General features: G+C 70.2%; 17 protein-coding genes. 8 read left to right on the forward strand and 9 right to left on the reverse strand.

Translation table 11 applies throughout. The features are described 5' to 3' along the window. Positions 1-167: 167 nt before the first annotated feature. From ACIQTT_RS09720 to ACIQTT_RS09750, 7 genes are all read right to left on the reverse strand, one after another. Positions 168-2387, reverse strand: coding sequence for a peptidase C14 (locus ACIQTT_RS09720; protein ID WP_402788961.1), 2220 nt, complete (start codon positions 2385-2387; stop codon positions 168-170). A gap of 102 nt (positions 2388-2489) precedes the next feature. Further along, on the reverse strand, positions 2490-3488 hold the full coding sequence (locus ACIQTT_RS09725) for a hydroxyacid dehydrogenase (protein ID WP_402788963.1): 999 nt from the start codon (positions 3486-3488) through the stop codon (positions 2490-2492). Continuing rightward, complete coding sequence (locus ACIQTT_RS09730) at positions 3485-4570, reverse strand: dihydrodipicolinate synthase family protein (protein WP_402788965.1); 1086 nt, start codon at positions 4568-4570, stop codon at positions 3485-3487. The genes ACIQTT_RS09725 and ACIQTT_RS09730 overlap by 4 nt, the downstream gene beginning before the upstream one ends. Beyond that, positions 4570-5604 (reverse strand): NAD-dependent epimerase/dehydratase family protein, encoded by a 1035-nt coding sequence (locus tag ACIQTT_RS09735; protein WP_402788967.1) that lies wholly within the window; start codon positions 5602-5604, stop codon positions 4570-4572. The genes ACIQTT_RS09730 and ACIQTT_RS09735 overlap by 1 nt, the downstream gene beginning before the upstream one ends. 43 nt (positions 5605-5647) lie before the next feature. Then, the gene (locus tag ACIQTT_RS09740) at positions 5648-6562 is read right to left on the reverse strand and encodes a carbohydrate ABC transporter permease (protein ID WP_402788969.1); all 915 of its coding nucleotides are present in this window, start codon (positions 6560-6562) and stop codon (positions 5648-5650) included. Continuing rightward, positions 6559-7464 carry a carbohydrate ABC transporter permease gene (locus tag ACIQTT_RS09745; protein WP_402788971.1) on the reverse strand — a complete coding sequence of 302 codons (906 nt, stop codon included), beginning with the start codon at positions 7462-7464 and terminating at the stop codon, positions 6559-6561. The genes ACIQTT_RS09740 and ACIQTT_RS09745 overlap by 4 nt, the downstream gene beginning before the upstream one ends. Before the next feature lie 69 nt (positions 7465-7533). After that, positions 7534-8769, reverse strand: a complete 1236-nt coding sequence (locus ACIQTT_RS09750) for an ABC transporter substrate-binding protein (protein WP_402788973.1) — start codon at positions 8767-8769, stop codon at positions 7534-7536. A gap of 190 nt (positions 8770-8959) precedes the next feature. Between ACIQTT_RS09750 and ACIQTT_RS09755 the strand changes: the two genes are divergently transcribed. From ACIQTT_RS09755 to ACIQTT_RS09775, 5 genes are all read left to right on the forward strand, one after another. Then, complete coding sequence (locus tag ACIQTT_RS09755; protein WP_402788975.1) at positions 8960-10126, forward strand: ROK family protein; 1167 nt, start codon at positions 8960-8962, stop codon at positions 10124-10126. Further along, positions 10123-11127 carry a Gfo/Idh/MocA family protein gene (locus ACIQTT_RS09760; RefSeq protein WP_402788977.1) on the forward strand — a complete coding sequence of 335 codons (1005 nt, stop codon included), beginning with the start codon at positions 10123-10125 and terminating at the stop codon, positions 11125-11127. The genes ACIQTT_RS09755 and ACIQTT_RS09760 overlap by 4 nt, the downstream gene beginning before the upstream one ends. Next, the gene (locus ACIQTT_RS09765) at positions 11124-12140 is read left to right on the forward strand and encodes a Gfo/Idh/MocA family protein (RefSeq protein WP_402788979.1); all 1017 of its coding nucleotides are present in this window, start codon (positions 11124-11126) and stop codon (positions 12138-12140) included. Before ACIQTT_RS09760 ends, ACIQTT_RS09765 begins: the two co-directional genes overlap by 4 nt. A 533-nt stretch (positions 12141-12673) precedes the next feature. Next, positions 12674-13675: a magnesium/cobalt transporter CorA gene (corA, locus tag ACIQTT_RS09770; RefSeq protein WP_402788981.1), complete on the forward strand. Its 1002-nt coding sequence runs from the start codon at positions 12674-12676 to the stop codon at positions 13673-13675. 138 nt (positions 13676-13813) lie between these two features. Beyond that, positions 13814-14542 carry an SGNH/GDSL hydrolase family protein gene (locus ACIQTT_RS09775; protein WP_402788983.1) on the forward strand — a complete coding sequence of 243 codons (729 nt, stop codon included), beginning with the start codon at positions 13814-13816 and terminating at the stop codon, positions 14540-14542. A 127-nt stretch (positions 14543-14669) separates the two neighbouring features. Here ACIQTT_RS09775 and ACIQTT_RS09780 read toward each other — a convergent pair whose 3' ends face one another. Then, positions 14670-15200, reverse strand: a complete 531-nt coding sequence (locus ACIQTT_RS09780; protein ID WP_402788985.1) for a cytochrome C5 — start codon at positions 15198-15200, stop codon at positions 14670-14672. A gap of 51 nt (positions 15201-15251) precedes the next feature. On the opposite strand from ACIQTT_RS09780, the gene ACIQTT_RS09785 reads away from it, so the two are divergent. Together ACIQTT_RS09785 and ACIQTT_RS09790 are read left to right on the forward strand one after the other, a co-directional pair. Then, positions 15252-17405 (forward strand): alpha-galactosidase, encoded by a 2154-nt coding sequence (locus tag ACIQTT_RS09785; protein ID WP_402788987.1) that lies wholly within the window; start codon positions 15252-15254, stop codon positions 17403-17405. Between the two features lie 199 nt (positions 17406-17604). After that, positions 17605-18612 (forward strand): NADP-dependent oxidoreductase, encoded by a 1008-nt coding sequence (locus tag ACIQTT_RS09790; protein WP_402788989.1) that lies wholly within the window; start codon positions 17605-17607, stop codon positions 18610-18612. A gap of 19 nt (positions 18613-18631) precedes the next feature. Here the strand turns inward: ACIQTT_RS09790 and ACIQTT_RS09795 are convergent, their stop codons facing one another. Beyond that, complete coding sequence (locus ACIQTT_RS09795; protein ID WP_402788991.1) at positions 18632-19342, reverse strand: SDR family oxidoreductase; 711 nt, start codon at positions 19340-19342, stop codon at positions 18632-18634. A gap of 108 nt (positions 19343-19450) precedes the next feature. Between ACIQTT_RS09795 and ACIQTT_RS09800 the strand changes: the two genes are divergently transcribed. Next, the gene (locus ACIQTT_RS09800) at positions 19451-20050 is read left to right on the forward strand and encodes a TetR/AcrR family transcriptional regulator (RefSeq protein WP_402788993.1); all 600 of its coding nucleotides are present in this window, start codon (positions 19451-19453) and stop codon (positions 20048-20050) included. Positions 20051-20101: the final 51 nt, after the last annotated feature.

The following is a 20101-nucleotide window of genomic DNA, read 5'->3' on the forward strand; positions in this document are numbered from 1 at the left end:
GGCGGGGCCCTTCGACGAGCTCAGGGACCCACGGGCAAGGAGCTGGGTCGCTGAGCCTGTCGAAGCGCCCCCCACGCACACGCTGCGCAGGAGAACGCGCGCTCTGCAGGAGCGGATGCCGCATCCGCTCCTGCACAACGCGAGAACTCCTGCGCAACGCGTGCCCCTCAGACCGTGATGTTCGCGGTGTCGACGACGCGATCGCCCGCGGCGGGGAAGGCCGTGCGCGTCACGCCGGACTCGACGTTCGCGGTGTGCACGAGCGTGGAACTCGACCCGAAGGCACCGTCGCCGAGTTCGACCGACCCGCCCTCGAAGCGGTTTCCGACCGCGCGGTAGTGCGTGGCGCCGGTGGTGATCTTCACGTGCGTCGCCGCCCCCTCGGCGCGGAACGTGCTGTCGGACAGCGCCACGTGCAGCTCGCCCGCTCCGGTGCGCGCCAGGCCCGTGCCCCCGACGTTCACGACGTCCGTCCCGGCGACCTCGATGGTCTGGCGCTCGCCCCGTGCCGCCGCCACGCGGGCGTTGCGCAGCGTCGAGCCCTCGAACCGCAGCCGCTCCGACTGCGACACGATCGGGGCGGCGTCGTCTGCCCCCACGAGCGTCGACCCCCGGAAGGTCACGGCGCCCGGACCCGTGACCTTCAGCCCGCCCACCCCGCTGAGCACCGAGTCGACGAAGGTCACCGGGGTGGTGACCGCCGCGCTCGTCAGTTCACCGCCGGCGGCGACGAACGTGAAGTGCGAGCCCTCGATGAGGTTCGGCCGCGACGAGGCATCCGACTGCTGGGTGATGATGAGCGTGTCGGATGCCGTGCACCCGCGCAGCTGCGCCCCGTCGGCGTTGATCCACAGCATGCCGGAGCCGGCGAGCGAGGGTTTGCCGATCACCTGCACGTCTTCGAGCGTGAGATCGGTGATGCGCACGCGGGCGACGAACCACGAGCACACGTGCTTGCGCACCGTGATGCGCTTGGCCGCCGAGCCCCACGCCGCCCCCGAGTTCGCGAAGGTCATGAGCCCCGAGTTGCCGGTGTAGGTGAGGTCGTGCTCGTACTGCCCGTGGGTGACGAACGGCCCCTGGTCGTCACCGTCGCCGTGGCAGTTCTCGACGAGGCAGTAGGCGCTCGCGGTGAAGTCGTTGAGGTGGCGCGCGTTGGCCGTGTGGCAGTTCGCGACGTAGCCGTAGAGGCAGTAGATCTGCTGCGTCAGGTAGCCCGCACCGCCCCAGGTCACCGAGGTCGGGTTCTTGAGCGTGCAGCTCACCGTCGAGTAGTAGGTGTTCCAGCGGCGCTGGATCAGCGGCCAGAAGGTCCCGGTTCCGTCGATGTGGTCGACGTCGCAGCGCACCGCGTACTCGAAGGCGAGGGGGTGCGAGCCGGTGTACTCGTCGGTCCCCGTGCCGAGGAACTTCAGGTTCGACACCGTGACGTCCTGCACGGGCAGCACGTGGCGCCAGGTCATCGTGCGGTCGGCGGCGAGCGGCCAGCCGTTCTTGTAGTTGATGCGGATGTGCGTGCCGTCGACGATCTGCGTCACCTGCACCAGTCGCTGCAGTTCGCGCTCCCAGCGGCCGGCGAGCGCGTTCACCTCGGCGGCGTACCAGTCGCCGACCGTGAAGAACGACGAATCGGCGACCGGGAAGACGTCGCCGAGGTCGGGCACGGGCTCGTTCAGGCGAGCCTCCTGCACGGCATCCGTCACCTCACCCTGGAAGAACATCACGGCGGCGAAGGGGTCGTCCTTGCCCGCGTTCTCGATGCCGACGGTGGTCATGAGGTGGCCGCCGAAGTCGAACGAGACGCCCGAGCGGCGGAAGATGTGCCGACGCACGAAGTTGAGGTCGCTGTGCGCCTCGATCAGACGGATGCTCGGATCGTTCACCATCACGTCGAGGGCATCGTCGGCGTTCACCGAGGCATCGAAGATCCCGAAGACGCGGAAGTCGACGGCGCCGTGGTGCACGAGCACCCACGCCCCCTCCTTGCGCGCGGCGATGACGGTGCCGCCGTTCGCGGCCGGCGCATCCTTCTTCACGTAGCGGTACAGGCCGTGCCCGCCGTCACCGGGCGCCGCGTAGCCGCTCGTGCGTACGAGGTCGCCCGCCTTGCCCTTGAGCGAGGACAGGTCGGTGGCGAGCCCGGCGTTGCCGACGTCCTTCGAGCCCGAGGAACTCATCGGCACTGCGGGGCCGGCGGCCTGCGCGGGCGTCTGCACCGCGACCGCCGCCACGCCGCCGAGGGCGGCCGCGCCGAAGCCTGCGAGCAGCATGCGCCTGCTGCGCAGCGCGGCGCCCTTCGTCGGTTCCTGAGCGAGCGAAGCGAGACGAAGGGCGTCGCTGCGCTCCTCGCTCAGGGACTGGGTCGTGTCATCGTGCGTGATCGTCATGTCGTACCTCCTTGCGGCAGCGTGGCCGCGGTCGGGCGTGCGGCCTGTCGGTCGTCACGCAACATCCGGTTCAGTCCCCAGAGCCCCCAGAGGTCTTCGTGCTCATGCCATCGATGCCAGGTGTGCGCGATCGATGGCATGGGAGAGCGGTCGCCCCGCCGCGAAGTCGTCGAGCTCGTCGGCCACGATGCGCCCCTGCCGCAGCCGGCCCTCGGTCGTGCCGGCCGCGCGGTGCGGCGTGAGCAGCGCGCCGGGCAGGGATCGCAGCGGATGCTCCGCCCCCAACGGCTCCTCGTCGAACACGTCGACCGCCGCGCTGAGCCGCCCGGCGCGCACCTCGTCGATGAGCGCCTCCTCGTCGACGAGCCACGAGCGCGCGGTGTTCACGAGTCCCGCACCGTCGGGCATCAACGCGAGTTCGCGGCGCCCGATGAGGTGATGCGTCTGGGGCAGCGTCGGCGCGTGCACGGCGACGATGCGCACCCGCGCGAGGGCGTCGTCGAGCGGCACGAGCTCGGCGCCCAGAGCGGATGCCGCGGCCCGATCGAGCGTGGGGTCGACGAGCAGCGGACGCGCCCCGAGCACCCGGATCAGTTCGAGGTAGGCGCGGCCGGTGCGCGAGGCCCCGATCACGGCGATCGGTGCGTCGAGGATCTCGTGCTGCGCGCCGACCGCCGGGTCGTACCAGCCGCCGTCGCGCAGACCGTTGTGCATCTCGGGCACCCGGTGCAGCAACGCGAGAGTGAAGGCCAGCGACACCTCCGCGACGGATCGGGCCATGCCCGCCCCCGCCTGCGTGACGGCGATACCCCGGTCGAACAGCTCCGCGGTCACGAACGCCTTGACCGAGGCGCCCGTGTGCGCGACGAGCTCGAGCCGCGGCATCCGTTCGAGCACGGCGGAGTCGAACGGCTCGATGCCCCAGCTCGTGATCGCGACGCGCACGTCGTCGAGCGGCGCGTCGGTCAGGCGGTCCACCCGCTCGAACGCTCCGCCGAGCCGCTCGGCCACCGCCGCCAGGCGCCCCGCGTCGGCAGACGAGAAGAACTCCGCGAACAATGCCTCGGGCACCACCGCGACCACGACCGGACGCCCGCTCATCGCAACCAGTCCTCCCGGTGGGCGGCGATGAAGGCGTCGTCGTTCAGCTCGGGGTACGCCCGGCGCACCCGCTCGATCTCCTCGGCCTGCCCCGGCGAGAGCCCCTCGGCGGGGTCGAGGCACCAGGTGCCCTCGAGCAGACCCTGCTGCCTCAACATCTCGTGCACCCCGGCGATCACGCCGTGGAAATCGTTGCCCGGGTCGAAGACGGCCTGGTTGACATCGACCATGTCGGCGGCTGCGAGGCTCAGCTCGCGATAGGCCCCGGCATCCCCCGCCATGGCGCGGTGCGCCTTCTCGAGCAGCGCCACCGCCGCCCGGGTACCGACCGCCCACTGGCCCAGCAGCCCGCCGACGAAACGCAGCGTGCGCGGGCCGTCCGGGGAATCGACGTGGAACTCCGCGAGCAGGTCGGCGACGATCGCATCGTCGTTGCCGGTGTACAGCGCGATCTCGTCGGCACGACCGGATGCCGCGACCCCGCGCACCAGTTCGAGCGTGCGGTAGCGGTCGAAAGGCGCGGCCTTGACCGCGACGACCGCGGGGATCGCCGCGAACTCGCGCCAGAAGTCGCGGTCGAGCACCGGACCACCGATCGCGGTCTGCAGGTAGAAGCCCACGAGCGGCAGCACCTCGCCGACGGCGCGCGCACGGTCGAGCAGCGCGCGCTCGTCGGCGCCCGCCACGCGCGGGCTGATGAGCACGGCGTCGTAGCCGAGTGAGCGGGCGAGCTCGGCCTCGGCCACCGCCTGCGCGGTGTCGCCGGCCACGCCCGCGATGCGCACCAGACTCGGGTCGTTCCGGGCATCCATCTCCTCGGCCGCGAGCGCGAGCACCGGCTCGAAGAGGGCGTGCTCGGGGTCTCGGATCTCGAACTGCGTCGTGTGCACCCCGACGGCGAGGCCCCCGGCCCCGGCATCGAGGTAGTAGCGCGAGAGGGCGCGCTGGCGGCGCTCGTCGAGCGCACGATCGGCGGTCAGGGCGAGCGGATGCGCGGGGATCACCGCACCGCGAGCCAGGGTGGCCGCGGCTTCGGGACGCAGCGCCGGCACGGTGGCGGCGCGCGCAGCGGAGGACGCCATCAGAACTTCCCGTCCCGCACGGCCCATTTGGTGGGCTTCGCGATCATCGGCAGGCCGCTCGCGATCCAGTCGGCCTGCATGCCGATGAGGGTCTCGGCAGAGACCGCCGGGTACCCGAACAGCGCCATGCAGCGGCGTGCATCGCTGAGCAGTGCGGTCGGCTGCGGGTCGTCAACGAGCGTGACCTCGCGCTCGAACAGTGCTCCGAAGCGGCGAGCGATCGACTCGACGCTGAGCAACTCGGGGCCGGTGAGGTTGATCGTGAACGGATCGGTGGAGGCGTGATTCAGAGCGCGCAGCACCACCTCGTTCGCATACCCCTGCCAGATCACGTTGACGTTGGCGGTGGCGACCGACACCGGCTCGCCGGCGTTCACGGCACTGCCGATGTCGGCGAGCACGCCGTAGCGCAGGTCGACGGCGTAGTTGAGGCGGATGATCGCGACCTTCGTGCCGCGCTCCTGCGCCCCGAACTCGAACACGCGCTCGCGCCCGAGGCACGACTGCGCGTATTCGCCGATCGGCGCGGGAGCGAGTTCTTCGGATGCTCCGCCCGACGATGCGGGCACGAACGGGTAGATGTTCCCGGTCGACAGCACCGAGATCGCGCTGTCGCGGTAGCGGCGGGCGACCCGGTCGGGGAGTGCCGCGTTGACCTCCCACGCCCACGAGGCGTTGGTCGCGGCGCCGAACTTCGCCCCCACCATGAACACCACGTTCGGGGCATCCGGGAGCGTGGAGAAGTCGTCCTCCTCGATCAGGTCGAAGGGCACGACCTTCACCCCTGCGCTCTCGAGACGCTCGCGGATCGCGGCGTCGCCGAAGCGCGAGACGGCGTAGACGGCATCCGATCCGCGGCCCGCGGCATCCATCCCCCGCCGGGCGAGCATCGCGAGCGTCGGGCCCATCTTGCCGCCGGCGCCGAGGATGACGAGGTCGCCCGAACCGCTCGCGAGGTCGTCGACGAGCGCGTCGCTCGGTGTCGCGAGGGCCTCCTCGAGGTCGGCCTCGGAGGTGAAGTGACGCTGAGGCATGTGGTGCTTTCCCTTCTTCTCAGCTGGTTTTCGTCTCGGCGCTCTAGCCCTTGATGCCGGTGCCCGTGACGCCCTCCTGCACGTAGCGCTGAGCGATCAGGTACGCGAGGAAGATGGGCAGCAGCGCGACGACCGACCCCGCGAGCATGGTGCTCAGCGGGACGTTCTGCTGCTGCAGCGATGAGATGCCGACGGTGAGGGTGAACATCGAGTTCGACTTGGCGATGATGAGCGGCCACAGGAAGTCGTTCCAGTGCCACAGGAACACGAAGATGCCGAGGGTCGCGAGGATCGGCTTGCACAGCGGCAGCACGATACGCAGGAAGATGCGGAACTCGCCCGCGCCGTCGATGCGCGCGGCCTCGAACAGCTCGTCGGGCAGTCCCTGGATGAACTGGCGCATGAGGAACACGGCCTGCGCGTTCGCGAGCGTCGGCAGGATGAGGCCCCAGTAGGTGTCGATGCCGCCGAGGTTCGCCATGAGGATGAACGTCGGGATGAGGGTGACGTGGAACGGCACCATCACCATCGCGAGGAACGACCAGAACATCACCTCCTTGCCGCGGAAGCGCTTCTTGGCGAACGCGTACCCGGCGAGCGCCGACAGGAACAGCACGGCGACGACCGACACGAGCGAGTAGACGAGCGTGTTGAACAGCCAGCCGAGGATGTTCTGCCCGCCGAGCACCTGCTCGTACGACTCGAACGAGATGTCGGTCCAGGGGATCAGCGAGCCCGGCAGGTCGACCACCATCCCGGGCTTCAGGCTCAGGACCACCATCGCGTAGAAGGGGAAGAAGCTCAGGATGCCGGCGAGGCTCAGCCAGATCCACCGCACGACCACACCCATGCGGGTGGGTTCGAGGGCGCGGAACGAACGGCTGCGGCGCGGGGTGGCCGGCTTCTTCGGAGGCGCCGACACGGGCGTCTGCGTGGGCGGCTGGATCAGGGCGGTCATTTCTGCTTTCCGATCACGAGGCGCTGGATGAGGGCGACCGCGAGGGTCATGACGAACAGGGCGACGCCGACCGCGGCCGCGTAGCCGTAGTCGAAGTACCGGAAGCCCTGGTCGTAGAGCAGGTAGACGAGCGAGTAGCTGGCGTTCGCCGGGCCGCCCTGGGTCATCACGTAGATGACGTCGAAGACCTGGAACGCGGCGGTCGTCTCGATCACCGCGAGGAAGAAGAAGGTGGGGCGCAGGTACGGGAACACGATGTACCGGAAGCGGTGCCAGGCGCCGGCTCCGTCGACCAGTGCCGCCTCCTCGAGCTCGCGCGGCACGTCCTGCAGGGCGGCGATGATGATCATCATCCCGTAGCCGAACCGTGACCAGACCCCCACGACGACGATCGCCGGGATGACGAGCACGGTGCTGCCGAGCCACGAGCCGCCGAGCCCGAGCGGCGCCATGAGCTGCGACCACGGGCCGTTGCTGGAGAAGATCCAGACGAAGATGCTGCCCGCGAGCACGAGCGAGGTGATGACGGGGAGGAAGAAGATCGAGCGGAAGAACCGCGCCCCGCGGAACGCGCGTCGCACCCCCAGCGCCATGATCGTCGACAGCGCCAGCGAGATCGGCACGGCGAAGACCGTGTAGATGAGCGTCGTGCCCATCGCCCGCCAGAACAGCGGGTCGGCCACGAGGCGCTGGAAGTGGTCGAGACCCCGCCACGCGATCTCACCGGAGATGTCGTAGTCGAAGAAGCTCAGCGCGACACCGGCGATGCTGGGGCCGAAGCGGAACGCGATGAAGAGCAGGAAGGCGGGGAGCACGAAGAGGAACGCCACCCGCGCTTCGCGCCGGGCGAGCAGGCGGGTCACCGTGCCCTGCGGCTTCTTCGGCATGGTTGCCGTCGTCATGAGAACCTCACGTCAGGTCGGGAAGCGGCGGGGGTGCGCAACGGATGCCGCGGCGCACCCCCGTGGTCACTACTTGATGAGCGGGGCCGCGGCGGTCGCGGCATCCTTCAGCGCGTCGGCCGGGGACTTCTGTCCCAGCAGCGCTGCCTGGATCTCGGGGGCGAGCACGCCCATGAGCGCACGCGAGCTCTCGTTCAGCTCGCCCACCGTCGTGTCGGGCACGTACTTCTCGACCTCGCCGAGGAGCGGGTCGTCGGCGTAGAGCGGCTCGGTGGTGCGGAGCGCCGAGAAGTATCCGGCGGCGAGCAGGTAGGGCTCGACGACCTCGGCGCTGGTGGCGTACTCGGCGAACTTCGCCGCGGCATCCTGCGCCTTCGATCCCTTGAGCACCGACAGCGACCCGACCGTGCCGTAGGCCACCGACTCCTCGTCGGTGAGCGGGGCGAGCACCTTGACGTTCTCCTCGCCCCAGAACGGAGCGACCTCGGTCACGCCGTTGTTCCAGGTGCAGGCGACCTTGCCCTGCGCGATCGCGGTCTGCTCGAGCGGCACGTTGGTGGTGATCGCCTCGGGGTCGAGCGCGCCCGCCTCGGCCAGATCGGTGATGAAGGTGAGCGCCTCTTCGCCGGCCTTGCTGTCGAAGCCGACCTCGCCGTCGTCGTAGACCTGTGCGCCGGCCTGCCAGAGCAGCGGGTAGAAGGTGAGGTTGAGGGTGTTCTCGGCCGACGCCGGGTAGTTCAGCACGTACATGTCGGCCGCCGTGAACTTCGGCGCGATGTCGATGATGTCGTCCCAGGTCTCGGGGTACTCGGTGACACCTGCGGCCTCGAACGCGGCGGCGTTGCAGATGAGGGGCTGCGCGCTGGTGAGGATCGGGGCCCCCAGGATGTCGCCGTCGATCGTGACGGATTCCTTGACGTTGGGCAGCAGGTCGTCCTGCCGCTGCTCGCTGAGCAGGTCGTTGAGCGGGGCGATCGACGACTGGTAGGCCGACAGCTGGTCGGGGATGAGATAGACGACGTCCGGACCCTTGCCTGCGGCGATCGTCGTCTGCAGGGACTCGTCGCGGTTGGCCCACGGGAAGATCTCGTAGTTCACGTCGATGCCGTCGTTCTCGGCTTCGAAGGCCTCGATCGTCGAGTCCCAGAAGTCCTTGTGCACCGCCTCGTCGGCGATGACCGGGTAGAGCCAGACCGTGATGCTCTGGTCTCCTTCAGCGGTGCTTCCTCCGCCGGCCGAACATCCGGCCAACAGGGTGGCGGTCGCGACTCCCGCGACGACGCCGGTGATCTTGCTGACGCGCATGGTGCTCCTTTGCTTGAACCGTGCTGAGTACGGTTCATTATGACATCGGGATGGGATAATTCGTCAAGGACAAGTTCTCAGATGGTTGTTTCCACTGTGTTTCCGGCTCGATAACGTCCGAGCCTGATCTGAGAATCCGGTGTGCTAACTTGTTCGCACACCGACGCCATCGAAGAAGAGAGGACCGCACATGGGCGTGTCAGGCCAGCTGTCGATCGTCGCGCGATCCGCGCTGCAGCTCCGCGATGGCGGGCCCTCGACGGTCAACGACCTCTCGCGGTCGCTCGAGATCTCGCGCACCTCGGTCGAGAACGCCGTGTCGGTGCTGAGCGATTCGGGGCTGATCGTCGACGCCCCCGTCGCGAGCGTCGGCGGAGCCGGCCGCCCCGCACGGCACTACTCGTTCCACGCCGAGGCGGGCACCGTCGTCGGAGTCGACATCGGCGTCGCGAGCGTGCGCGTGCTCCTGTCCGACCTCGCCGGCCGCGTGATCGCCCAGCGCAGCTTCCCCGGGGTCGAAGCGCACCCCGACGGCGCCGCCAAGCTTGCGGCCGTGATCGACGACGTGCGGCAGACACTGGGCGGAGCATCCGTCGCCTCTTCCCGCGTGCGGGCCATCGGCGTCTCGCTCCCCGGCCTGGTCGACGACGCCGGCCGCGTGGTGCTCTCGGTCGTGATCCCCGAGTGGTCGGGCGCCGACATCGGTGCGCAGCTGCGTCAGGCGTTCGGCTGCCCCGTCTCGGTCGACAACGGCGTGCGACTCGCCGCGGTCGCCGAGCACCACCTCGGGGTCGCACAGCTCGTCGACGACGTCATCTACCTCTCGGTGGGCAACCGCATCTCGATGGGGCTCATCCTCGGCGGGCGCCCGCGGCGCGGCATCCACAACGCCGCGGGCGACATCGGCCGTCTCGCCTTCCGCGGCCTCAACACCGAGACCGGGCAGATCTCGTGGCGCACCGCCCCGACGGCCGCGGAGGTGTTCGCCGCCGCGCGGGCCGGGGACCGTGCGGCACAGGACGAGCTGGATGCCTTCATCGAGGAGCTCGCGCACGGCATCGCGACCCTCACGATGACCGTCGACCCCGCCATGATCGTGATCGGCGGCGGTCTGTCGGCGGCGCACGAGCAGCTGCTCGACCCACTGCGCCAGGCGCTCCCCCGGCATCTCGGACTGCCGTTCCAGGTGCCCCTCGCCGAAGCGCGACTCGGCGGCGAAGCCGCGGCGCACGGCGCGGTCGTGCACGCCTTCCAGCGGCACGCCGCCGACATCTACGGCATCGACGACATGCCGGTCCCGCCCATCACACCGCTGCCGCACGACACGGCATCGCGCACCCCCGAGGAGACGAAGTGAGCACCCTGAAGGTCGGACTCATCGGAGCCGGCGGCATCTCGCGCGTGCACGCCGACGCCTGGAGGGCGCTGGGCGCACAGGGCTACGTGACCTCGCTGGCGGGTGCCGAGGAGATCGCCGAGGAGTACGGGTTCGAGCTCGTCGCCGATGTCGACGAGCTGATCGACCTGGTCGAGCTCGTCGACATCGTGACTCCCAGCAGCACGCACGCCGACTTCGCGCTCCGCGCCATCGCCGCCGGCCGCGACGTCATCTGCGAGAAGCCGCTGGCGGCGACGTCGACCGATGCCGCCCGGGTGGCGGATGCCGCCGCCGCGGCGGGTGTGCGCCTCTTCCCCGCGCACGTGGTGCGCTACATGGGCGAGTACGCGCAGATCAAGGCCGCCGTCGACGCGGGGCGCGTCGGAACCCTCGCCGTGCAGCGGTTCAGCCGGGCCGGTGCCGCGCCGCAGTCGCCGTGGTTCTTCTCCGAGAACGCGGGAGGGGGGCTGATCCGCGACCTCATGATCCACGACATCGACCAGGCATTGTGGTTCGCCGGAGACGTCTCGCAGGTGTTCGCGGTGCAGAACCCGCCGACGATCGACGACCGCGTGCCCGCTCCCGTCACCTCGCACATCGTGCTGACGCACGCGAACGGGGTCATCAGCCACATCCACGGCAGCTGGGTCGCCCCCGGCATCCCGTTCCGGACGAGCGTCGAGGTCGCCGGCTCCGAAGGGCGCCTGCGATACGACAGCGCCGAAGATCGCACGCTGCGAACGGATGCCGTCGCCGACCCCGGCGCCACCGACTACCTGCCGCCGATGTCGCCGCAGGACAGCCCCTACTTCGCCGAGATCGCCGACTTCGTGACAGCGCTACGCGAGGGACGGGTGGCGCGGGTCACCCCGGCCGACGGCATCCGCGCGGTCGCCGTGGCCGAGGCGGCGATCGCATCGATCGCCGCCGGGGCGCCCGTCGCCCCTGTTCCCTCGCCGACCGAGGAGGTCGTCCGATGACCACGCCCCTGCGGATCGCCGTGCTGTCGTTCGCACACACCCACGCGCTCAGCTACGTGCACGCGCTGTCGGCGATGCCCGACGTCGAGCTGATCGCGACCGACCCCGACGGGGCGTCCGCGCCCGATGACGCCCTGCGGGGCGCGGCGCTGGCCGCCGAGCTGGGCGTCGCCTACGTCGACTCCTACGACGAGGCGTTCGCCTGGAAGCCTGATGCCGTCGTCGTGGCGGCCGAGAACTCCCGGCACCGGGCGCTGGTCGAGCGCGCCGCCGCCGAAGGAGTGCACGTGCTTTGCGAGAAGCCGCTCGCGACGACGGTCGAGGATGCCGTCGCGATGCGCACCGCCTGCGACGCGGCCGGAGTGATCCTCATGGTCGCCTACCCGGTGCGCTTCGCACCCGCCGTGCGCGATGCGATCGCCGAGCTGCGCAGCGGACGCCTCGGCCGGGTGCTCGGTGCCACCGGCATCAACAACGGCAAACTGCCGCAGGACCGCGCGTGGTTCACCGACCCGTCGCTGGCCGGCGGCGGGGCTCTCGTCGACCACGTCGTGCACTGCGCCGATCTGCTCGACGACCTCCTGGGGGAACGCGCTGCGTCGGTGAGGGCCGTGTCGAACGGCATCCTGCACGGCGAGCGCGACCTCACCGTCGAGACCGGCGGGCTCGTGACCCTGCAGTACCCGAGCGGCGTGATCGCCACGATCGACTGCTCGTGGAGCTGGCCGATGAGTTCGGCGACCTGGGGCGGACTCACCCTGCAGGTCGTCGCCGAGCGCGGCACCGTCACCGTCAGCCCGTTCGCGAAGGGTGTGGCCGGTCACGACGCCGCGGGCGAGACCTGGGACCCGATCGGCGCCGACCTCGACGCCCTGCTGCTCGAGGAGTTCGTCGACGCCGTGCGCGCCGGGCGTCAGCCGCAACCCGACGCCGGTGTCGGCATCCGCACCGTCGAGATCGTGAAGGCCGCCCAGGCGTCCGCTCTGCGCGGCGGCGAGGTCGTCGCCCTCTAGCCACTGGCGGCTGGGATGCTTCGACAAGCTCAGCAACCCAGAGTTGCTCGAACCACTGGGTCCCTGAGCCCGTCGAAGGGCCCCACCCCGAGACACCCCAACGGAGGAGAACTCGCGCATCACAGGAGCGGATGCCGAGAACCCTCCTCCGTCACGAGAGAACTCCTCCCGAGCACGCGCCCCGGGATGCTTCGACAAGCTCAGCAACCCAGACTCTCTCCACACTGGGTCCCTGAGCCTGTCGAAGCGTCCCACCCCGAGACACCTCGGACTCAGTGACCCCGCAGAACCGAGGAGTATGCTCTCCCCTTGGGTCGAGTGACCCGATGAGTCCCGAAAGGCGGTGATGGCGATGTCCGACGATAGTAACGACGCCGCCCTCGCTGCGTCGCGACTCCCTGCGCTCGCGCGTTGAGCATCCGCTCCGCGTTCGCACGTCGATCTCCGCAGTCCCGGGTGGCGTCCTCCGCATCCTGACGAACCCGCGCACCCGACCCCGGTCGGCGTGCGTCTGCGAGAGAAGAAGCACTCCCATGGCCCTGATCGACAACGGCGTGTACGTCCACGGACGTCGCGTGGAGACCCCCCAGAACCTCGACGAGACCTACCGCATCCTCGACTCCGTCGGCGGCATCGCGTGGATCGGCCTCTACCGACCGAGCCCCGAAGAGGTCGCCTCGGTCGCGCGCGAGTTCGATCTGCATCCGCTCGCCGTCGAAGACGCGCTCTCGGGCCACCAGCGCTCCAAGGTCGAGCGCTACGGCGACACGCTCTTCGCGGTGCTGCGGCCGGCGCGCTACCGCGACGAGCAGGAGTCCGTCGAGTTCGGCGAGCTGCACCTGTTCATCGGACCCGACTTCGTGGTGACGATCCGGCACGCCGAGTCGCCGAACCTCGCGGCCGTGCGGCGGCGGATGGAGGCGCACCCCGAGCTGCTCGCGATGGGCCCCGAGGCCGTGCTCTACGCGATCCTCGACGAGGTCGTCGACGAGTACGAGCCGATCGTCGCCGGACTCGAGAACGACATCGACGAGATCGAGGACCAGCTCTTCGGCGACAGCGACGACGACGCCCTCTCGCGCCGCATCTACGAGCTCTCGCGCGAGGTCATCAACTTCCAGCGGGCGGTGCACCCGCTCACCGGCATGCTCGAGTGGCTGCGCCGAGGGTCCGACAAGTACCGCATCGACGAGGAGCTGCAGCGGTCGCTGCGCGACGTGCTCGACCACACGATCCGCGTGAACGAGCGGGTCGACTCGTTCCGCGCGATCCTCGAGAACGCCCTGCGCGTGCACTCCGCTCTCGTCGCGCGGCGGCAGACCGACACGAGCATCGCGCAGAACGACGAGATCAAGAAGATCTCCTCGTGGGCCGCGATCATCTTCGCCCCCACCCTCGTCGGCACCGTTTACGGCATGAACTTCGAGGTCATGCCCGAGCTGCACTGGGCGTTCGGCTACCCGCTCGCGCTGGGCGCGATGGCCGCCTTCGCGATCGGTCTCTTCGGGGTGTTCAAGTACAAGCGCTGGCTCTGAGCGGGGCGCGACGCGCGACGGGAGGAGAACTCCGCTTCCGCAGGAGGCATCCGCTCTTTCGATCCTGCGGAGCGCGAGATCTCCTCCCGTTGCGCGGCCTCATGCACGACGTCGGATGCTGTGGATAGGGTCGGAGGCGTGTCCGACACCACCGCCCCCACCGCCGCGTCCGATCTCGCCCGCCTCTCCGGCCTGCTCGCGGGCGGCGACCCGCTGACCTGGGTGATCACCGGAGACTCGATCACCCACGGGCTCGTCTTCACGCAGGGCGGCCGCAGCTACGCCGAGCACCTGCACGAACTCGTTCGCGGTGAGCTCGAGCGGGTGCGCGACATCGTCGTGAACTCGGCGATCAGCGGGCACCGGATCGTCGACATCCTCGGAGACTTCGAGCGCCGGGTGTCGTCGTGGCGACCCGACGTGGTGACGCTCATGATCGGCACGAACGACCTCTCGACCGGTGGACCGCAGCCGGTCATCTCGCCCGAGGAGTACGCCGCCTCGCTGCGCGAGTTCGTCGCCCGGGTGCGTGCACTCGGCGCGGTCGCGGTGCTGCAGACCCCGCCGCCGATCGACATCGCCAACGCTCCGGAGCGGGCTCGTGTCGCCGAATTCGCGGATGCCGTGCGGCAGGTCGCCGCGAGCGAGGACGTCATCCTCGTCGATCAGTACGCCCGGCTCATCGAGCTCGGCGCGGGCGGCGTCCCGTGGGGTCTGATGGGCGACCCGTTCCACCCGAACGCGGCCGGGCACGCCGCCCTCGCGCTCGAGATCGCGACGGTGCTCGGCATCCGCCCGAAGCCGGAGCGCTCACGCACGCTGCCGCTGCTCGAGGCGCAGGTCGGCGCGGCGCGCATCTACAGCTGACGCGGTTGTGCGGGGCGGGGCCCTTCGACAGGCTCAGGGACCCAGGAGGCGCGGGGCGGGACCCTTCGACAGGCTCAGGGACCCAGTCACTGGGTCGCTGAGCCTGTCGAAGCGCCCCCGGACGCGCTCAGGCGTCGTCGCGGCTGATGTGGTCGAGCAGCGCGTCGCCCGAGGCGAAGGAGATCGTCTCGACCCCGTCGTCTTCGGCGACCTCGACGCCGTCGACCTCGAGTTCCTCGTCGAGCTGCACGAGGATGCGCGAGTCGGGGAACTGCCTCGGGGCGTCGAACGACACGAGCACGGCATCCGCGAAGACGACGACCGAGGTGGCCTCCATGTCATCGCGCAGGTCGATGCGCTCACTGACCTCGGACTCGCCGACGGCCTCCTCGATGTCGGACGCGGCCTCGTCGACGATCGCGCGCCAGCGCTTCTCGGTGATCGACAGGATGCGCTCGACACCCGCGACCAGCTCGTCGGTGTCGGCCTCGGCATCCGCGTCGCCGTCTTCGATCTCGGGGTCGATGTTGACGTTCACGTCGGTGCCGGCGGCCTCGAGGTGGGCGCGGCCGTGCACGATGCCGTCCTCGGCGACCGGTTCGTCGAGGTGGCCGCTCTCGATGACGGCGGCCAGGAGTTCGTCGAGTGCAGTGGTCATGTTCCCATCCTTGCCGACAACTCCCGTCTCCGGTCTGGCTATGATTAATTCATGTCGTCAAGTAACCCCGTTCCGGACAGCGCCGTTCCGGAAGCCACGCACCTGCGCAACGGAGGCGTGAGCCTCGTCGTCATGACCGACCAGTTCGGCGCCCCGACCATCGCGCACTGGGGTGCGCCACTGACGGATGCCGACGTCCCCGGCCTCCTCGCGACCGCCACCCCGGCCGTGATGAACAGCTCGCTCGACATCGCCCGCTCGTTCTCGATCGCGCCCGGCCGCGCGCACGGCTGGTCGGGCACCCCGGCGATCGAGGCGACAGCAGCGGATGCCGTGATCGACGGGTTCACGCTGACCCGGACGGTGCAGACGGATGCCGCGAGCGCGAGCTTCGTGCTGGTGGATGCCCGCGCCACCGTCGAGGCGACGTTCACGTTCGTGCTCGACGACGCCGGCGTGCTGCACTCCTCCGTGACCCTCGAGAACATCGGCGCCGAGCATCCGGTCGACGTCGCCGCCGTGCGCTCGCTGCTGCCGCTGCCCGCCCGCGCCGCCGAGGTCGCCGATTTCACGGGCCGCTGGACGAACGAGAAGGTGTCGCAGCGCGCCGCGATCCACGACGGCACCTGGCTGCGGTCGTCGCGCCGCGGTCGCCCCGGCCACGACTCCTCGTTCCTGACCCTCACCGGCACCGAGGGCTTCCGCTTCCGCTCGGGTGAGGTCTGGGCAGCGCACCTCGCGTGGGGCGGCAACCAGGAGATGCTGGTCGAGCGTCTGCCCGAGGGCGCCGGCGCCCACCGCTCGGTCCTCGGAGGCGGCGAACTCGTCGATGCGGGCGAGGTGCGTCTGCAGCCCGGCGAGACGTACGGCTCGCCCGAGCTGCTCTCAGCCTGGAGCGACGAGGGGATCGACGGCGTGACCGCCCGGTTCCACGCGTCGATCCGGTCGCGCCCGAGCCACCCGAAGACGCCGCGACCACTGCTGCTCAACACGTGGGAGGCCGTGTACTTCGACCACGACCTCGACACCCTCACCGCGCTCGCGACGACCGCCGCCGAGCTGGGCGTGGAGCGGTTCGTGCTCGACGACGGCTGGTTCCGCGGGCGCCGCGACGACCACGCGGGCCTCGGCGACTGGTTCATCGACGACGACGTGTGGCCCGAGGGCCTCGCACCTCTGTCGGCACGCGTGCACGATCTCGGCCTCGAGTTCGGCCTGTGGTTCGAGCCCGAGATGGTGAACCCCGACTCCGATCTGGCGCGGCAGCATCCGGACTGGCTGCTCGGCGAGAACCCGCTGCTCGCGTCGCGCCACCAGTTCGTGCTCGACTTCTCGCGCGACGACGTGGTCGACTACATCGTCGAGCGCCTCGACGACGTGATCACCCGCGCCCGTGTGGACTTCGTCAAGTGGGACCACAACCGCGACCTGCACGCCTCGCTCGATGCGCGCGGCCGGCGCCGCGTGCACGCCCACACGCTCGGGGTGTACCGCGTGCTCGACGAGATCCGTCGCCGGCATCCGCGTCTCGAGATCGAATCGTGCGCCTCGGGCGGAGGCCGCACCGACCTCGGCACCCTCGCCCGCACCGACCGCGTCTGGGCGTCGGACTGCAACGACCCGATCGAGCGCCAGAGCATCCAGCGCGGCACGCAGACGCTGCTGCCGCCGGAGTTGATCGGCGCGCACGTCGGCCCGACGGTCTCGCACACCACCGGTCGGCACGCGTCGTTCGCGTTCCGTGCCGCGACCGCCCTGTTCGGCCACGCCGGTCTCGAGTGGGACCTGACGACGGCATCCGACGACGACCGCGCCGCGATCGCCGCGTGGACCGCCCTCTACCGCGAGCTGCGCGGCCTCCTGCACTCGGGCGTGACGGTGCGCGGCGACGACGTCGACCCCGGCGCCCTGCTGGACGGCGTCGTGAGCGCCGACCGCGGAGACGCCGTGTTCGCGTGGGTGCGCACCGAGACCAGCGCGACTGCGCAGTCGCCGCGCGTACCGATCCCCGGCCTCGACCCCGCCACGACCTACCGCGTGCGGGTGCGCGACGAGATCGGCGGGGCGCACCGCCACCAGGTCGCCGACCCGGCCTGGCTCACGGCATCCGACCTCACCCTCACGGGCGCGGTGCTCGCGCAGGGCCTCCCCCTGCCGGTGCTCAACCCCGGCAACGCGCTGCTCCTGCAGTTCACGGCCGTGTAGTCCGCGGGATCCGCCCCCGCCCTGCACCATCCGACCCGCCCCGGCACAACTTCGGAGATCGCACCACGACACCCCGCGACGGATGTCGTCGCGTCGGCGTGTCTCCTCCGATCTCCGAAGTTGTGACGCGACACACTCGCGTTGACAAGGAAACTGAGTTGACTCATAATTGAGTAAACTCGACCTTGGGAGACGCCACATGCGCGCGTTCGCGTTCGACACCTACTCACAGCCGCTGCACGAAGTCGCAGCTCCCGAGCCCGAACTCGGCGAGCGCGACGTCCTCGTGCGCGTCGACGCGGCCGGCGTCAACCAGCTGGACGAGAAGATCCGCGCGGGAGAATTCAAGGCGATCCTGCCCTCCCCACTGCCCCTCGTCCTCGGTCACGATGTCGCCGGAACCGTGCTGCGCATCGGGTCGGAGGTCACGGGATACGCCGTGGGCGACCGGGTGTTCGCCCGCCCCCGCGACCATCGGATCGGCACCTTCGCCGAGCGCATCGCGATCGATCAGGACGACGTCGCCCCCGCGCCCACGTCGATCGGCATCGTCGAGGCGGCATCACTGCCGCTCGTGGCGCTGACGGCGTGGCAGGCACTCGTCGAGAGGGGCGGGCTGACAGCGGGCCAGAAGGTGCTCGTCCATGCGGGTGCGGGCGGAGTCGGCACGATCGCGATCCAGCTCGCCGCGCACCTCGGAGCGCACGTCGCCACCACGACCTCGGCGAAGAACGCGGACTTCGTGCGCGACCTCGGCGCCGATGTCGTGATCGACTACCGTACCCAGGACTTCGCGCAGGAGCTCTCCGGCTACGACCTCGTGCTCGACAGCCTCGGCGGCGAGAACCTCGAGAAGTCGCTGCGCGTCCTGCGCCCCGGAGGGAAGGCGATCGGGATCGCAGGTCCTCCCGACCCCGCCTTCGCGCGCGCGGCGGGGCTCAACCCCCTCCTCCGCCTCGCGATCGCGGCCCTGAGCCGCAAGGTCCGCGCGCAGGCGAAGAAGCGCGGCGTCGGTTACGAGTTCCTGTGGATGAGGGCCGACGGCTCGCAGCTGCGAGAGATCGCCGCACTCGTCGACAGCGGCAGCATCCGCCCCGTCGTGGGCGCGACGTTCCCGTTCGACGAGACCCCGCAGGCCCTGGCCGCGCTCACGCGCGGTGGCCTGCGCGGCAAGGTCGTCGTCACAGGTGCGGGGGCGGGCGCCTGACCCGCCCCCGCACTCGCCCTCAGCCCTGCGCGAGCTGCGGGTAGACCACCTCGAGCGGAGCCGAGAGCCCGGCCTTGGCCTGCACCGACGTGTCATCGGCGAGAACCTCGTAGCCACCGGCCTCGAGCGTGTCGAAGATTTGGGTGACGAGATCGGCCGGGTCGAGCTTGGGGCTCGTGGCGTGCGCCGCCATCGCGGTGTCGACGTAGCCGACGTGCACCCCGACGACCTGCACACCCGCGGGCTGCAGCTCGAGCCGCAGCGAGTTGGTGGCCGACCAGAGGGCCGCCTTGGTCGCCGAGTAGATCCCGGCGACGGCGTACCACGACAGGGCCGAATGGATGTCGATGATGGCGGTCTCCTCTTCGCGCGCGGAGAGCACGGGTGCGAACGCGCGCGCGAGGAACAGCGGTCCCAGGAAGTTCGTCTCGACGTTGTGGCGGATCTCCTCGTCGGTGTGGGTGAGGATGCCGGGGGTGGGGGTCGAGGCGCCCGCGTTGTTGATGAGCACGGTGACGTCGGATGCCGCGGCGACGACGTCCGCGATCGACGCCGCATCCGTGACGTCGAGCGCCAGCGGCACCACGCGCGGATCCGCCCAGTCGCGGGGCTGACGGGCGGTCGCATAGACCTTCGCCGCGCCGCGGGCGAGGGCTTCATCGACCAGACGCGTGCCGATGCCTCCGTTCGCTCCGGTGACGAGGACGACGGCGTGGGTGAGCGAGGTCATGAGGACTTCCTTCGGGTCGTGGAACAATGATTCCTGTCGCCCGTGCGCACACGATAGCGACTAAACTCATAACTGAGTTTGATCAGTATCTATTCCGAGGGGAACCGCATGCCCACTGAGACTGCGCCTCTCGGCAGGCGGGAACGGAACAAACAGGCGAAGCTCGAGCGCATCGTCGCCGCCGCCGGTGCGCTGTTCGCCGAGCACGGCGTCGACGAGGTCACCACCCAGCAGATCGCCGACGCGGCCGACATCGGCACCGGCACCCTCTTCCTGTATGCGAAGACCAAGGGCGAGCTGCTGCTCCTCGTCCAGAACTCGCTCTACGCCGGCGCCCACGAACGCGGCCTCGCCGCCGCGGCCAACGCGCGCACGGCACTCGACGGGATGATGGCGCTGCTGACGCCCGTCATCGAGTGCAACCGAGCACAGGTCGAGAACGGGCGCACCTATCTGCGCGAGATGGCCTTCGGCGACCCGACCGAACCCCACCACGCCGCCGCGCTGAGCATCGCGGGCGAGACCGAGCGGGCTCTCGCCGAGACCCTCACCCGCCTCGCCGAGATCCCTGAGGCCGAGGCATCCGTCCTCGCGCACGTGGCGACCTCGATCCTGTTCGTCAGCATGGCGTCCCGCGGCGCCGAGGCCGGCGTGGCGGAGATCGTCGAGAGCGTGCGCACGCAGATCGCAGCGATCCTCCCGCGCTGATCCCGGCCCGCCGCCGCGCGAAGAGGGGCTGGTGCGCGAATCGGCACACCG

It is taken from the genome of Microbacterium sp. NPDC090225 (assembly GCF_044772365.1).
GTDB lineage: Bacteria > Actinomycetota > Actinomycetes > Actinomycetales > Microbacteriaceae > Microbacterium.